Origin of the sequence: Acaryochloris marina MBIC11017, from assembly GCF_000018105.1 — a bacterium.
GTDB classification, from domain to species: domain Bacteria; phylum Cyanobacteriota; class Cyanobacteriia; order Thermosynechococcales; family Thermosynechococcaceae; genus Acaryochloris; species Acaryochloris marina.
Window position 1 is genome coordinate 5753916 of the sequence record NC_009925.1, and the last position, 14607, is coordinate 5768522.

The 14607-nt window shown below is 49.5% G+C and carries 10 protein-coding genes; 7 read left to right on the forward strand and 3 right to left on the reverse strand.

The features are described 5' to 3' along the window. Positions 1 to 18: 18 nt before the first annotated feature. On the reverse strand, positions 19 to 2499 hold the full coding sequence (locus AM1_RS25720) for a response regulator (protein ID WP_012165850.1): 2481 nt from the start codon (positions 2497 to 2499) through the stop codon (positions 19 to 21). Positions 2500 to 2624: 125 nt separating this feature from the next. Here AM1_RS25720 and egtC point away from each other — a divergent pair, with 125 nt between their 5' ends. From egtC to AM1_RS25745, 5 genes are all read left to right on the forward strand, one after another. Further along, positions 2625 to 3437, forward strand: a complete 813-nt coding sequence (gene egtC / locus AM1_RS25725; protein ID WP_012165851.1) for an ergothioneine biosynthesis protein EgtC — start codon at positions 2625 to 2627, stop codon at positions 3435 to 3437. Continuing rightward, positions 3427 to 4725, forward strand: coding sequence for an SUMF1/EgtB/PvdO family nonheme iron enzyme (locus AM1_RS25730; protein WP_012165852.1), 1299 nt, complete (start codon positions 3427 to 3429; stop codon positions 4723 to 4725). Before egtC ends, AM1_RS25730 begins: the two co-directional genes overlap by 11 nt. A gap of 86 nt (positions 4726 to 4811) precedes the next feature. Next, entirely contained in the window at positions 4812 to 5930 is a 1119-nt protein-coding gene (gene egtD, locus AM1_RS25735; RefSeq protein ID WP_012165853.1) for an L-histidine N(alpha)-methyltransferase, read from the forward strand. Positions 5931 to 6206: 276 nt separating this feature from the next. Next, entirely contained in the window at positions 6207 to 8219 is a 2013-nt protein-coding gene (gene dnaK, locus AM1_RS25740) for a molecular chaperone DnaK (RefSeq protein WP_012165854.1), read from the forward strand. 49 nt (positions 8220 to 8268) lie between these two features. Beyond that, positions 8269 to 9213 carry a DnaJ C-terminal domain-containing protein gene (locus AM1_RS25745; RefSeq protein WP_012165855.1) on the forward strand — a complete coding sequence of 315 codons (945 nt, stop codon included), beginning with the start codon at positions 8269 to 8271 and terminating at the stop codon, positions 9211 to 9213. A 34-nt stretch (positions 9214 to 9247) separates the two neighbouring features. Here the strand turns inward: AM1_RS25745 and AM1_RS25750 are convergent, their stop codons facing one another. Beyond that, a complete protein-coding gene (locus AM1_RS25750; RefSeq protein WP_012165856.1) occupies positions 9248 to 10402 on the reverse strand; it encodes a pentapeptide repeat-containing protein in 1155 nt (384 codons plus the stop codon). 177 nt (positions 10403 to 10579) lie between these two features. Here AM1_RS25750 and AM1_RS25755 point away from each other — a divergent pair, with 177 nt between their 5' ends. Further along, on the forward strand, positions 10580 to 11032 hold the full coding sequence (locus AM1_RS25755; RefSeq protein ID WP_012165857.1) for a hypothetical protein: 453 nt from the start codon (positions 10580 to 10582) through the stop codon (positions 11030 to 11032). Between the two features lie 21 nt (positions 11033 to 11053). Here the strand turns inward: AM1_RS25755 and AM1_RS25760 are convergent, their stop codons facing one another. After that, positions 11054 to 12514 (reverse strand): cryptochrome/photolyase family protein, encoded by a 1461-nt coding sequence (locus AM1_RS25760; RefSeq protein ID WP_012165858.1) that lies wholly within the window; start codon positions 12512 to 12514, stop codon positions 11054 to 11056. Between the two features lie 194 nt (positions 12515 to 12708). Here AM1_RS25760 and AM1_RS37790 point away from each other — a divergent pair, with 194 nt between their 5' ends. Then, positions 12709 to 14604, forward strand: a complete 1896-nt coding sequence (locus AM1_RS37790; RefSeq protein WP_012165859.1) for a M48 family metallopeptidase — start codon at positions 12709 to 12711, stop codon at positions 14602 to 14604. The last annotated feature ends 3 nt before the right edge of the window (positions 14605 to 14607 follow it).

Consider the following 14607-nt stretch of genomic DNA (forward strand, 5'->3'; position numbering starts at 1 on the left):
GTATGAAATCTGGTTTATTTAGGTGCACTTCGCCTCTGTGAATTCTGACAATATTCGTTCTAGCCCTTTAAGACGAATGGGTTTGGCAATGTAGTCATCCATACCTGCAGCTAAATAGGACTCGCGATCGCCTTGCATTGTATTGGCTGTCATGGCCACAATGTGAGGCCGATTCGTTTTATCCCACTGTTCACAAATGCTCTGGGCCGTGGTGATGCCGTCCATCTCCGGCATTTGGACATCCATTAGCACCACGTCATAGGATTGCTCTTGCAGGGCAGTGAGCACCTCCAAGCCATTGGTGACTAAATCCGCCTGGTAACCTAAGCGGTCTAACAGTTTAAGAATGACCTTTTGGTTAATAACATTATCTTCAGCTACCAAAATTCTGACGGAGGAGGGCGTTGGTTTGGGAGGAGGTTGGGATATGGCAGGCTGGGGAAGATCAGGCTGGTGGGTGGAGAGTGCCTTAAGAAGGGTCTGGTAGAGCCTAAATTGCTTAACCGGTTTGCTGAGGGAGGCGGATAGCAGGGGCTGATATTGCCAGACGGCAGCACTTTCTCCGATGGCACATAAACCAATAATCGGAAGCGGAGCGTGGATATGATTTTGGGTTAGTTCAGATAGGAGTCGAGACCAGGTCATGGTGGGGAGTTGCAGATCTGCGATCGCAACATCAAACCGCTCTTTCTTGACCCATGCCAACGCCTCCAAGCCAGAAGAAGCCAGGGTAGGAACGAGCCCCCATGCCTGGACTTGTTGGCAGAGAATCTGCCCCGTACTGGCATTGTCCTCGACAATTAAAACCCGCTTGTTTTGGAATTGGGGCTCCGTGGCTCGGTGATCTTCAGGGCCGGGTAAGGCAGAAGCAGCCATGGTAAAGAAAAAGCTTGAGCCGATTCCCACCTGACTTTCCACCCAAATGGTTCCGCCCATCAGCTCGCAGAGTTGCTTGCTAATGGCCAATCCTAATCCCGTTCCGCCATACTCCCGGGTAATGGAAGAGTCCAGTTGGCAAAAGGACTGAAACAACTTCTGCTGATGTTCTGGCGCAATGCCAATACCGGTATCTTTGACTTCAAAGAGGAGTTCATGGAGGGATAAAGGGACTTCTGGGGTCATCTCAGCAGTGGCAACATCTCGGGCGGAGATGGTCACAATCACTTCGCCATCAGCCGTGAATTTCACCGCATTCCCCAGCAAGTTGACGAGGATTTGTCGGAGGCGATTGGCATCCCCCTGGATATGGTTGGGTGTTCCCGGTTCAATCAAATACGCTAGTTCCAGCCCTTTGGCTGTCGCTTTGGAATTAACAATATCTAAGGCTTCTTCCACACAAGTGGAGATGGGGAAGGGGTGCAGTTCTAGTTCTAGTTTCCCTGACTCGATCTTGGAGAAATCGAGAATGTCGTTAATGATATTGAGGAGTGATTCACCGCTGGTTCGAATCGTTTCCACAAAATCCTGCTGATGGGGATCGAGGTGAGTATCTTTCAGTAAATCCGTCATGCCGATGACGGCATTCATGGGCGTGCGAATTTCATGGCTAATCATGGCTAGAAACTCACTTTTGGCTAGGTTTGCCGCTTGGGCGGCTTGGCTACTTTCTAGCAGGGCCTGGTTTTTGGTTTGCAGGGCAGTTTGCAGCTGTAGGGTCTTTTGGAGCTGGAGGTACAGGGCCGCCTCGGCCTGTTTGCGTTGGGTAATATCCTGCATCTCAGCAATGAAGTAGGAGGGTTTGCCTTGAGAATTGAGGATAAGGGCGACGCTTAAGAGGACGGACAGAGTGTGGCCTAAACGATGGAGGAACCGCTTCTCAATTTGGTAGCTCGATGTTTGGCCGATGAGTAGCTGGCGGACTTGATGCCGATCAATGTCTTGATCCTCCGGGTGAGTGAGATCTTCAATGCGTAACTTTAGTAATTCAGTTGGGTCATAGCCGAGGAGTTGACTAAGGGCTGGGTTAACTTGAAGCCATGACCCATCTAGGGCAATTAATGCCTTGGCGATGGTCGCATTATTAAACGATGTCCGAAAGCGCTCCTCGATCTGGATGGTTTGCTGTTTGAGGAGGGCTTCCCGCTTCTTTTGTAGATCCTTTTTGATGGTGATATCTCGGCAAATTCCCCACACCTGCCGTTCGCCTGTCCTGGCATCTGTGGTGGGGGTATAAATCGTGTCGTAGTAGTAACGTTGCTGATTAAACACAAGTTCCTGCTCAGCAAAGACTCGTTCCCCAGTTTCTAAGGCCGACATCAGAAACGGATCAATCAGTTCTGCTTGTGCCCCAAAGAGTTGCTGATTGGTTTGTCCCAGGATTTGTTCATAGGGTCGCTGCAGCCGCTGCGCCCCGATGCGGTTGATGGTGATAATTCGCAGATCCTGGTCGTAGGCCACAAAAATATCAACCGTTTGGTCGATAAAGGCTGCGAAGGGATTGGCCAAGGACAAAGGGGATGCAATGTCGAATGGATCAGCAGGCTGGTGGGGCATTGGCATAACCGTTGATTCCCTCAGCCGTTTGAACAAAGAGGGATAAAGCTGACGTAATTATGGCATGCTCATTCAAAGACCTGCATTGACCTTGTTACAGTGTTCACTGATGGATATGGACGTTCCTCTCTATGTGCCGTTTGTTGGGCTATTTAGGCGAACCGGTTTCGTTAGATACCTTTCTCATTGCCCCCCGCCATTCCCTCGTGGCCCAGAGCTACCAGCCCAAAGAAATGACGGCGGGTTTAATTAACGCCGATGGATTTGGTATGGGTTGGTATAAGCCAGCTTCCCAACATCCCCCCTATCGGTATCGCAACAGTTTACCCATTTGGAATGATCCCAACTTTGAGGAACTCTGTCGCTATATTTCGTCCGGGAGTTTTCTCGCCTATATTCGCAGCGCCACCCTGGGACAAAGCCTGCAGCTCAGTAATTGCCAACCCTTTGGCGATCGCCAATTGCTGGGGATTCACAATGGCTTTATTGATCGGTTTCGTCAAACTCTCTATCGACCGATGCGGGACTGTCTCAGTGACGAACGCTACCAAAGTATTGAAGGAACAACGGACTCAGAACATATTCTGGCTTTGATTTATGAAACCCTGACCCAAAATCCGACTCAGACCTTGGCCCAGGCTTTGACTCAATCCTTGCACCAGATCCAAGCTTGGGCTAAATCCTATGAGGTGCGGGTAAGCCTGAATATTGTGCTCAGTGATGGTGAATCTATGACCGTGTCTCGTTACGCCTATCCCGATCCGCCTCCGTCTTTGTACTGGTTAGAAGTGACCCATCCGGTGAAAGGGGTACTGGTGGCGTCAGAGCCTTTAGATGCCGATGCAGAGATGCGATCGCAATTTGGGGAGCGTTGGCAATCCATTCCAGCCAACTGTTTGTTAACCATCAATCCCAGGAGAGAAGTTGCCACCCATGCCCTCTAAGGAACTATTTTCTGGAACAGAACCGCTGCAATTAGAGATTAAGGACACCTTGACCCAATCCCGCGCCCGCACCCTCCAGCTTTTTGAAGGCGTTAGTGAGGAGACGTTTCGCCTGCAAGCCAATTCTGACTTTAGCCCGGTGGGGTGGCATTTGGGACATATTGGCTTTACCGAAGGACTGTGGCTTTTAGAACATGAAGCTGGATATGCCCCCCTGTTTCCAGAGTATCGGCGGTTATTTGCGGCGGATGGCTTACCTAAGGCTGAGCGCCAAAACCTGCCCTCCTTTGCGGAAATATGTGCCTATCTAGAGCAAATCCGGAATCAAGTTTGGGACTATTTGCTAGAAGCCCCTTTAGACACTCGGGCTTGGCTATGGCATTGGTTAGTCCAGCACGAAAGCCAGCATTGCGAGACCATCACCTGGGTGCTCCAACTGCATCGCCGACAATCCCAACCCGTTTCGTTTGTGGCCAAGGAAAAGCCATGGCCTGCTGCCCTTGTCAGTACCTCTAAAGAGAAGCCCACCCTGCCAGATCATCAAGACATGGTTCCCATTGAAGGGGGGCAGTTTCTCTTAGGCAATGACGGTTTGGAAGCCCTCGATAACGAAAGAAAAGCCCATTGGGTTCAGGTGGATTCATTTTGGATCGATCGATTTCCCGTGACTCAAGGCCAGTATCAACAGTTCATTGAAGCGGGGGGATATCGTCAGTCCCAATTTTGGTCAGATGAGGGATGGCAATGGTTACAAGAGAATCCCGTTAACCATCCCACCCATTGGCTTGCCGAGGGGGGAGCTGATCATCCCGTCTGTGGGGTGAGCTGGTATGAAGCAGATGCCTATGCTCGGTTTGTGGGCAAACGACTACCGACGGAGGCGGAATGGGAGAAGGCAGCCTGTTGGCAGCCTAGACCTCAGGATCCACCCACCAAGCGAATCTATCCTTGGGGCAACCAGACCCCGGACAACCACCACTGTAATCATGGGGGCTTGCATTGGGGGACGACCCCCGTTCATCAGTATGCAAACGGGCAAAGCGCCTTTGGTTGTTTCGATTTACTAGGCAATGTTTGGGAATGGACCAATACCTGGTTCCATCCCTTTCCTGATTTCGATCCCTATCCCTACAAAGGCTATTCCATGGTTTATTTTGATCACCAGCATCGCATCTTAAAAGGGGGGAGTTGGGCGACCCAGGCCCCGGTTCTTAGGGGGGCCTTCCGTAACTGGTATGAGCCTCGGATTCGAATTCATTTTGCAGGGTTTCGCTGTGCCTATGGGTGATTGTGCGGGTTTGTTGGGGATGGTTTACAGTGGTTGGGAACCTAAGGCGACCCCTGTGTTGCCTCCCTGTTGGAGACCTCTCACCCATGCTTGAGTCTGTGCATACAGAAACTCAATCCCTGTCGGCACCATCCCCCACTGACCTTCAATCTCGTTTACAGATTACCCAATTTGCCTCGGATCCGTCTTCGACCGCTAGCCAGCCCGGATTAGATGTGATTCAAGGGCTGTCGAAAACCCCAAAAACGCTCCCAGCCAAATATTTTTACGACGATCAAGGCTCCCAACTCTTTGAACAAATCTGTGAGCTGCCGGAATATTACCCGACCCGGACCGAGACCGCTATTCTGCAGGCCTATGCAGCCGAAATCGCCACCATCACTGGCCCGAGTGAGTTAGTGGAATTGGGCAGTGGCAGCTCTACAAAAACACGGTTGCTGTTAGATGCCTATGTTGATATGGGGCTGGCCTCCTGGTACTGCCCTATTGATGTCAGTGGCGGCATCCTCAAACAAAGCGCCATCCATTTGCTAAAGGACTATCCCACCCTCAATATTCATGGCTATGTTGGCACCTATGAGGCTGCCCTCGCTGCGTTATCCCCCTCTCAACTGCCAACCCGAATGATTTGCTTTCTGGGCAGTACCCTAGGAAATCTCAATCCGCAAGAATGTGAACACTTCTTTGCTGAGTTAACCCAAGCCCTGCAGCCCGGTGAGTATTTACTGTTAGGGGTAGATTTGCAAAAATCGGTTCAGCAATTGGAAGCAGCCTATAACGATAGCCAAGGGGTTACAGCTGCGTTTAACTTGAATATGCTGCATCATCTCAATCAGCTATTTCAAGGGGATTTCCAGGTGAACCATTTCCACCATCAATCCTTTTACAACCTGGATAAACATCAGATCGAAATGCATCTTGTGAGCCAAACGGCTCAGAAGGTGAACCTAGCCGCTCTGGATTTGACGGTTGAGTTTGAACCGGCAGAAACCATCCGTACGGAAATCTCTCGTAAATTTGATTTAGAGACCTTAAAGCAACAGTTGCGCTCCGTCTCACAGACTGGGGCTCAGGCTTCGGGAGGCGGGGAAATTGCGGCACACAAGGAATTAACCCCTTTGCGAACTTGGACGGATGCCAACCAATGGTTTGGGCTGGTGCTGTGCCAATGCCAGGAAAAGGCTCAGGTGGTCCAGGAGGATTGATGGCTGCCCCGGAGAGAAGACGGCTGAGGTATTCTGTAGACTTAAGGAGAGGCGTAGAACCGATGGGTGGTTAACATCAGGGAGGTTGCTCCTCAGTCGGGGCGACTCTTAAAGATGTTTATGATCAGCTGAAGCATTCGTTCTTTGGGAGAGACCCTTCTTAAGCATGGAACAGATCTTAAGCACAGAACAGAATCCGTTTAGCAGGATAAAATATTAAATTCAACGGTTCACGATACAGATCGCACCAGGCTGGCGATAGGAGAAATAGAGTTCATGGGCAGAATTGTCGGCATTGACCTAGGTACTACTAATTCAGTGGTGGCAGTGATGGAAGGGGGCAAGCCAGTGGTGATTGCCAATACCGAAGGTAGCCGTACAACTCCTTCTGTGGTGGCGTTTGGCAAAGAAGGTGAACGGCTGATAGGTCAGCTGGCCCGCAGACAAACCGTCCTCAATCCCCAGAATACCTTCTATGCCTTTAAGCGATTCCTGGGGCGTCGGTATAGTGAACTATCGGCTTTTTCCAAACGGGTGCCCTATACAATTCGGCGCGACCAGGCGGACAATGTCAAAATTAAATGCCCAGCTTTGGAGCGAGAATTCGCCCCGGAAGAAGTATCGGCCATGATTCTGCGGAAACTGGCGGATGAGGCGAGCCGTTTTCTGGGAGAACCCATTACTGGGGCAGTGATTACGGTGCCTGCCTACTTTAATGATGCTCAGCGACAGGCCACGCGGGATGCGGGGCGAATTGCGGGGTTAGAGGTCAAGCGGATTATCAATGAGCCGACGGCGGCAGCCCTGGCCTATGGACTGGACAATCAGTACAACCAGACGGTGATGGTGGTTGATTTAGGCGGCGGGACCTTTGATGTCTCGATCCTAGATGTGGGAGATTCGGTCTTTGAAGTGCGAGCGACGGCTGGAGACACGCAATTAGGCGGCACGGACTTTGACCGGGTGATCGTCGATTGGCTGGCGGAACAGTTTCTAGAGAAAGAAAATATTGATTTGCGCCGGGAACCCCAGTCTTTACAGCGCCTGACGGAAGCGGCGGAAAAGGCCAAAGTTGAACTATCGGGCTTGCCGGAGACCAATGTGAGCCTGCCCTTTATCACGGCGACAGAAGAAGGCCCCAAACATATGGATGTGGTGTTGAGCCGGGGGCAGTTTGAGAATTTATGTGCCGATCTAGCAGAGCGACTACAGGCTCCGGTGGAGAGGGCTTTGCGGGATAGTAATCTTCGCTCCATCGATATTGATGAAGTGGTGTTAGTGGGCGGCTCCACCCGCATCCCCATGGTCCAGACCTTGATCGGTCAGATGATCAATAAGCGTCCCAATCAGAATGTTAACCCGGATGAAGTGGTGGCTGTGGGAGCAGCGATCCAGGCTGGGATTACGGCAGGGGATTTGCAAGATATTTTCTTGTTGGATGTGACCCCCCTGTCCTTTGGCCTAGAAACCATTGGTGGGGTGATGAAGACCCTAATTCCCCGCAATACGACGATTCCCGTGCGGCGGTCTGATGTCTTTTCAACGGCCCAGGACAATCAAAACCAGGTGGAAGTCCATGTGCTCCAAGGAGAGCGACAGCTAGCCAATAATAATAAATCCTTGGGACGATTTCAGCTGCGGGGTATTCCCCCCGCCCCCCGAGGGGTGCCCCAGGTCCAGGTGTCTTTTGATATCGATGCCAATGGCATTCTGCAAGTGACGGCGATGGATAAATATACGGGCCGAGAACAAACCATTACGGTCCAAGGGGCGGCCAATCTGTCGGATTCTGAAGTCAACCGCATGCTCCAAGAAGCGGAGCAGTTTGCTGATAAGGATCGCCTGCGTCGGGAGCGCATTGATAAGCGGAACCGGGGGCAAGATCTGATTAGCCAATGCGATCGCAAGTTAAGAGAAATCACCCTAGATTTTGGTCCCCAGTTTGCCAGCAACCTCAGAAGGCGGGTCGAAACCCTCTCCCGAGATTTGCAAGACAGCATTAACCAGGATCAGGATCGTCAAATTGATTTGGACTATGCCAATCTCCAGGACGCCCTATACGAACTTAATCAAGAGGTGGCTCGCGTCAATCAAGAGTACTACGATGATGAAGAAGAGCTGTTCCCCTTGCCTTCCATGTCTTCCATTAGTGAGGCGGTCTCTAAAGGGGTGAATAAAGGCGTGGAATTGGTGACCGGGCGACCATCCTCAGATGATCCGCCCCCTCGTCGATCTTCGAGTCGAATGGATGGTGACTTCTGGGAAGACTGGGATGATGATGATTGGTAAACTCAACGGTATCGTTGCAAATTTGGCGAACTAGGCTAACAAGAGGTAGATGCAGAACTTCCGCAATTACTACGACATTCTTAAGGTGTCTAAAGAGGCATCCACGGAAGAGATTAAGCGTTCCTATCGAAAATTAGCCCGGCAATATCATCCCGATTTGAACCCGGGCGATAAAGCGGCGGAAGAGCAGTTCAAAACCATCAGTGAAGCCTACGATGTCTTGTCGGATGTCGAAAAGCGTTCTAAGTACGATCAGTTTGGCCAATATTGGCAGCAACAAGGATTTCAAAAATCGAGCAGTCCCCAATCCACGAAGAAATGGGGGGGACAAACCAATCCCTTTGTCTCTGATAAGGTGGATTTTAGTGAATTTGCAGATTTCCAAGAGTTTTTAGATCAGCTCTTAGAGCGGCCCTATGGCAAGAAGAGCAATGCTCGTAAGCAAACGAGGAAGAAGCCGAAATCGTCCTCGGTGGGTCAGCGAGATGCCGAAGCTCGCCTGACTCTGCCCTTGGAAAAGGCTTATGCCGGGGGCCGAGAGCGTATTCGCCTAGAAGATGGACGGTCCTTAGAAGTGTCGATGCCCATGGGGATGGTGTCGGGCCAGCGCATTCGTCTGAAGGGGCAGGGAACTTCCGGCGGTGACCTTTATCTCAAAATTGATGTTTCGCCCCATGCCTTCTATCGCTTAGAAGGGAACGATATTATTTGCGAACTACCGATTACCTGTGCAGAAGCCATCCTGGGGGGACAAATCGAAGCCCCCACCTTAGACGGATGGGTGAAGGTGACCATTCCTAGTGGGGTTCGTTCTGGCCAGCGGCTACGGCTGGGGGGGAAAGGATACCCGGCTTCAAATGGAAAGCGAGGCGATCAATTAGTTGAGATTCGCATTGAATCGCCTAAAAATATTAGTCCTAGAGAGCGGGAACTCTACGAACAAATCCGCCAAATTGAAACCTATAAACCACGGGCAAATTTACCGATTATGTGAACTATCTTGATCGGCAGGTATTTTAGCAGCGGCTTTAAGATGGCACCCTTAAATTAGGCTGATGTTGAAGAGCTGCTTTATTCCTAGCTTTTAAGGGTCTAACTGCTAGTAGCTTTGTAATCTCCTTGATATCAGCATTTTTCTGGCGGTAGATTTTTAATTCCACATCAGTGGCATTGAGCTGAGATTTATATCGTCTCTCAATCGCTTTAAGCTGAGCAGAGTAATGCTGTTTCGCCTGGGCTTCAATCGCCTCATAATTGGCGTCAATGGGAACTTCTAGGCGGACTGTAAAAGCACCTCCACTTTTCTTTTCAATAGCCTGAATCTCGATGTCACACTGTTCAAATTCCTTGGTAAGCGCTTGGAAAGCGGCGACAAAGGCCAACCAATCGATACCGTGCAAAAAGAGTAAGTCAATGGTGCCTAAGGGTTTTTGTATTAAGTTGATAAACTCACCGGAGATAAAATCGCCCGCTAGGGGATGGCGATCGCGTTGGGAAGACTTGAGATAAACATAGGCACAGTCAACTTCATCAAATTTGGTGTCGTTACTGATTTTCCAGTTTTCGATACTGGCCCCAGTAAAGGTGGCTCCGGTAAAGTCAGACGAAAGTGCGATCGCATAATCTAGCGACGAATACCGCAAATCGGCCCCGCGCAGATCCGTCCATCGCAAATCCGTTTCATATAGGTTGGCTCCCCGCATATCGGCCCAGCGGAGTTCTGTCCAACTGCAATCTGCCTTTCTCAGAATCGAACGGCAAAGGGTGGCCCCACTCAGGGTAGCCCCTCGGAGGTTAGCCTGGGTGAGTCTGGCAAAGCTAAGGTCAGCCCAACGCATGGTTGCCCCACGCAGTTTGGCATAGCTTAGGTCCACCTGTTCCAGGGTGGTGCCACTCAAATCGGCTCCCCATAAATAGGCCCCTCTCAAGGTGGCTCGACTCAAATCCGACCAACGCATAAAGGCCCGACTGAGATTAGCGCCAATTAGGTGAGCATGCCTGAGTTCTGTTCCACTCAGATCCGCACCGCTCAGATCCGCTCGACTGAAATTGATCTTGCTGAGGTTTTTGCCATTCAGGTTTGCCAATTGCAGATTAGGACGAATATTAGGGTTGGCATCTCTCCACTGATTCCAGGCTTTAACGCCCTGATTCAGTATGTTTAGATGCTCTCGACTCGCCATGCTCGACTCCAAAATCCCCTAACATCTCCACTAAAATAACTCTGAAAAAATTTTTTCGCCGCATTTCTGTGAATAAGAGCAAAAGATTTTGCTAAATCCCTCTATTCGGGGGAAAAAGGTTGACAATCCCTGGATTATGTGTAAGATAGCTTCAACGTCTATGGGTAGGGCTAGTTCATGGCTGATCAGAGTGGCGAATGGTTATCGGTGGTCGTCAATAATGGATTTCATCTACTGAAACAATTTACCCAGGGAATATGCTTACCTCGGTGGTTAGCTCCCCTTGGTATGGTGGGGGTATTGTCTGCCTTAGATAAGCTTCTACCTGCCATGCAAAAAGGGTCCTTTTGGGCAGGTATTGGTAGCTATCTGCTAATCGGGATTCTGATCGTCAACTTGTTGGCTTTGTCCTTCTTTTTGTATTTACCCGGTCACATTGTAACCTCGACCACCCCTGCAGTAGCTCAGTCTGGCCGAACGCTGCTGAAACTCTTGCTGATGGGCTGCTTAGTGGTGGTGAAAAACGTGGTGGTCCAGAGCTTGAAACTGGCGTTTGATCTCATCGTCCTGCTATTCGCCGCCTTGACCTATCCACCTCGCGAAGCCAACCAAATTGCAGCCCACTGCTAAGCTGCTGTTGGTGGAGGGGGCCTAAAAGCCGTCAAGAAAGGCTGCAGATACCTGCAAATGCTGGTCTAGCTTGTCGCCCATGCGATCGAGATGGCTGACGGTCATCCGCGTGCGAGGATTGCGCTCAAATAATGATCGATGCTTGTGCATAAACCGCCAATACAAACCGTCCCAAAGGGTGCTCCAGTCTCCTGGCTTGAAGTAACTCATCTTGCGCAGGTAGTTGGAAGAACTGACATAGGGTTTAGTAATCATTAGGCCCCCGTCGGCATACTGGCCCATGCCATACACATTTGGGACCATCACCCAGTCAAATGCATCGATAAACAACGATGAAAACCACCGATAAACCTGATCTGGATCGAATTCGCAGAGCAAGAATAGGTTGCTAAACACCATGAGTCGTTCAATATGGTTGGCATAGCTATTGTCCAGCACCCGTGCCATGGCCGAATCAAAAGGCAGGATATCGGTGTTGGCGTCCCAAAAATCTTCAGGGATAGGCCGTTGGTGCTGGAAAAAATTAGTGGTTCTTTGGGTTCGTCCTTTTAGCAGGTAGACACCTCGGACATATTCCCGCCAACCAATTACCTGACGAATAAACCCCTCCAAGGAGTTGAGAGGAATGGGGCGCTCTGCATGCCGGTCTAAGGTGGCTTGGACGATTTCTTCTGGATGCAATAAACCAATGTTCAGTGCAGGCGTCAACACGGAGTGGAATAAGTAGGATTGGTTTGTATCGATGGCATCTTGGTAGGCACCATACTGGTCAATGCGGGTTTCTAGGAATTGATAAAGGAATTGCACGGCACTGTCGTGATCAATCGGATAGACAAAACCGTGGCTACTACCTGGATTACTGGCAAAGTGTTGCTGGGTGTAGATAACGGCCTCTTTGACATAGGTATTGGCTGCAGGCCACTGGATACGAGGAAGCTCAATTTTTTGAGGTAAGCGCTTCCGATTGTCCGCATCGTAGCTCCATTTGCCTCCTACGGGTCCCTCCCCGTCCAGGAGAATCCCTAATCGCTGGCGCTGTTTGATATAGAAGGAATTCATCCGTAAGGATTTGTTGGTAGGCAAAAGGGATTCTAATGCGGAGGTTTGGGTGAGGAAGTTAGGGGTTGGATACCAATACAGCTGGATGTCGAAGGTCAGTGCTGCTTTATTAATCCGTTGCTCTAACCAGTCATCGGTTACTTCGCAAATATGGGCACAGCGAATGCCCTGGCTCTTGAGAATGGCGAAAACGGTGGACGAAGATTCAAGGTCATGACTTTCTAAGTATTGGGCAGTTATCCCTTGGGTTTGCAAGCGATCGCCATAGCTTTTCATCGAAGCTCGATGTAGGATAATCTTCTTTTGGTGAAAGGGATATTGGCGAAAAAAAAGGGGCTCTTCGATTAAGAAGGAAATACGCTCTGGTGAGACGGCAGGATGAGATTCATATAACTGATGAGGGTAAATGAGGGTTGACTCCATGAGTCTTCTCTTCTGTTTTGGCAACAGTTCCCTATCATACAAACTCTTATCAGGACTGCTTAGGAAATGAAGGGGTAGGCGATGAGTTGAGGTCACCTGGTAATTGCACAACTACTGGAAACCTTGAGCCTGAATCTTGAAAACTTTTCGGCTGGGCATACTTTAACTTGAGAGAACATCAATGTTTTGTGGTTATGCAACGGTGGTTTCAGTGGATCTCCTTTAAAAAAATCTCCACACCTGAGGAGTTTGATGCTTTAGTTTGCCGAGTTGAGAGGATGGCTCACCGAAATCCAGGTTTCTACCGGAGTCGGTTAAGACTATTAGCCTGTTTAGGTTATGTCTATATTTTGGCTGTTTTTGTCTTGCTCTTTGCTGGTTTATGGGGAATTCGACTGTACTTAACCACTATCCAAGACCTGGAAACCATTGAATCGCTTAATTATGTGACTATTCTGGTTGGATTTAGTCTGTTGCGCTTGTTTTTCGTTCGTTTTGATCGCCCCAAGGGGATTCCCTTGACTCGGCAACAAGTCCCTGAGCTGTTTGCCATGCTTGATGAATTAGCATCGGTTATGAAAGCTCCTAAGTTGAACAATGTCATCCTCAATGGGGAGCTTAATGCTGCGATTGTTCAGCGTCCTCGGTTGGGATTTATTGGTTGGCAAAGCAACTATTTGTTAATGGGACTGCCCCTGATGCAAGCACTGTCTCCCCAGCAATGTAAAGCAGTATTAGCCCATGAGCTTGCCCATCTTTGTGGAGATGATGGTCGGGTATCCGCATGGATCTATCAAATTCGTCGGACTTGGTACGATCTAGCAGAACAATTTGAGTATAGTAGTGGGGGATTTCTGTTTTACCGCTTCTTTAGCTGGTATGGACCATTCTTTCGTGCGTTTTCGTTTGTCCATGCTCGCGCTCAAGAGTATGAGGCCGATCAGCAGGTAATAGAAGTAGTGGGGGGTCACCATCTAGCCGAGGCACTCATTTGGCTTTATGTGTATGATCATCTGCTCTTAAAAGAGTATTGGTCCACCCATTACCATCGAGCACTCCACCAGCCAGAACCGGATGATGATTCTATTTCCCAAATTCTCCAGGTTCTTAGATCAGGACTATCTCCAGATCAATATTGTCGATGGTTGGCCCTATGCCTTGCGCGACAAACCACCAATGCCTCGACTCATCCCTGTTTATCAGAACGTCTGGAAAGGCTGGATTATATCCCCGCAGAATTAGCTCCTCCTGAGTTGAACGCTACAGTTTTACTGGGGGATAAATTTGCTGACTTAACTGCTCAATTAAATCAGTTTCAAAAACAGAAAGAAATCGAGGAGTGGGCTGATGATCATGACTATAGTCAACATCAGTTGGCTTGGTTACACCGTTTGAATCAGAAGCCTGAACATCTGCTCACCCCAGAAGAAAAAATGAAACGGGCTTCAACCACCTGGCAACTTCAGGATCAACAGCAGGCACTATCCATGTTCCAATCGATTATTGCTGAGAACCCGAATCAGGTTGGTGCTCGCTATTGGGTTGGATACTTACTGACAGAAGAAGGGCAGGCCGATGGAGTGACACACCTTGAGTTTGCGATGGATCATGATCCTTCACTTGTGATACCTGCTTGTCGTCAGCTCTACGGTTACTATCACCAACGATACCAACCAGATCGGGCTGGACCCTATAAACAGCGATGGCAGAACCATCAGAAAGTTTGGAAGATGGCCCTGGCGGAACGATCGAAGTTTGCGCAGGATACCCAATACAAACCTCATGGATTACCGGATGCAGAAATTCGACAGCTAACGGAGTACTTCTCCAGTTATCCAGAAATAAAATCGGTCTATTTAGCTCAAAGGGTGCTTGAACGTTTTCCTGAATGTCCCTACTTTGTATTTGGGATGACTCGACGTCCATTTCATAGAAAGAAGCATGATTTTTATAGCAACCAGAAACTGAAGGGCTTGATCAATTGTGCGATCGCATTCTCGTCTGACTATGTCTTGCATTTCCTGGATGAGCTGGTCAATTGGGAACGTTTAAAACGGCTGCCAGGAGCCAAAATATATCCCCAGAGATAGGGG

Excerpts from the sequence above, each read along its gene's own strand:
- AM1_RS25720 (WP_012165850.1), bottom strand. The coding sequence starts at position 2,499 with ATGCCAATGCCCCACCAGCCTGCTGATCCATTCGACATTGCATCCCCT.
- egtC (WP_012165851.1), top strand. The coding sequence starts at position 2,625 with ATGTGCCGTTTGTTGGGCTATTTAGGCGAACCGGTTTCGTTAGATACC.
- AM1_RS25730 (WP_012165852.1), top strand. The coding sequence starts at position 3,427 with ATGCCCTCTAAGGAACTATTTTCTGGAACAGAACCGCTGCAATTAGAG.
- egtD (WP_012165853.1), top strand. The coding sequence starts at position 4,812 with ATGCTTGAGTCTGTGCATACAGAAACTCAATCCCTGTCGGCACCATCC.
- dnaK (WP_012165854.1), top strand. The coding sequence starts at position 6,207 with ATGGGCAGAATTGTCGGCATTGACCTAGGTACTACTAATTCAGTGGTG.
- AM1_RS25745 (WP_012165855.1), top strand. The coding sequence starts at position 8,269 with ATGCAGAACTTCCGCAATTACTACGACATTCTTAAGGTGTCTAAAGAG.
- AM1_RS25750 (WP_012165856.1), bottom strand. The coding sequence starts at position 10,402 with ATGGCGAGTCGAGAGCATCTAAACATACTGAATCAGGGCGTTAAAGCC.
- AM1_RS25755 (WP_012165857.1), top strand. The coding sequence starts at position 10,580 with ATGGCTGATCAGAGTGGCGAATGGTTATCGGTGGTCGTCAATAATGGA.
- AM1_RS25760 (WP_012165858.1), bottom strand. The coding sequence starts at position 12,514 with ATGGAGTCAACCCTCATTTACCCTCATCAGTTATATGAATCTCATCCT.
- AM1_RS37790 (WP_012165859.1), top strand. The coding sequence starts at position 12,709 with ATGCAACGGTGGTTTCAGTGGATCTCCTTTAAAAAAATCTCCACACCT.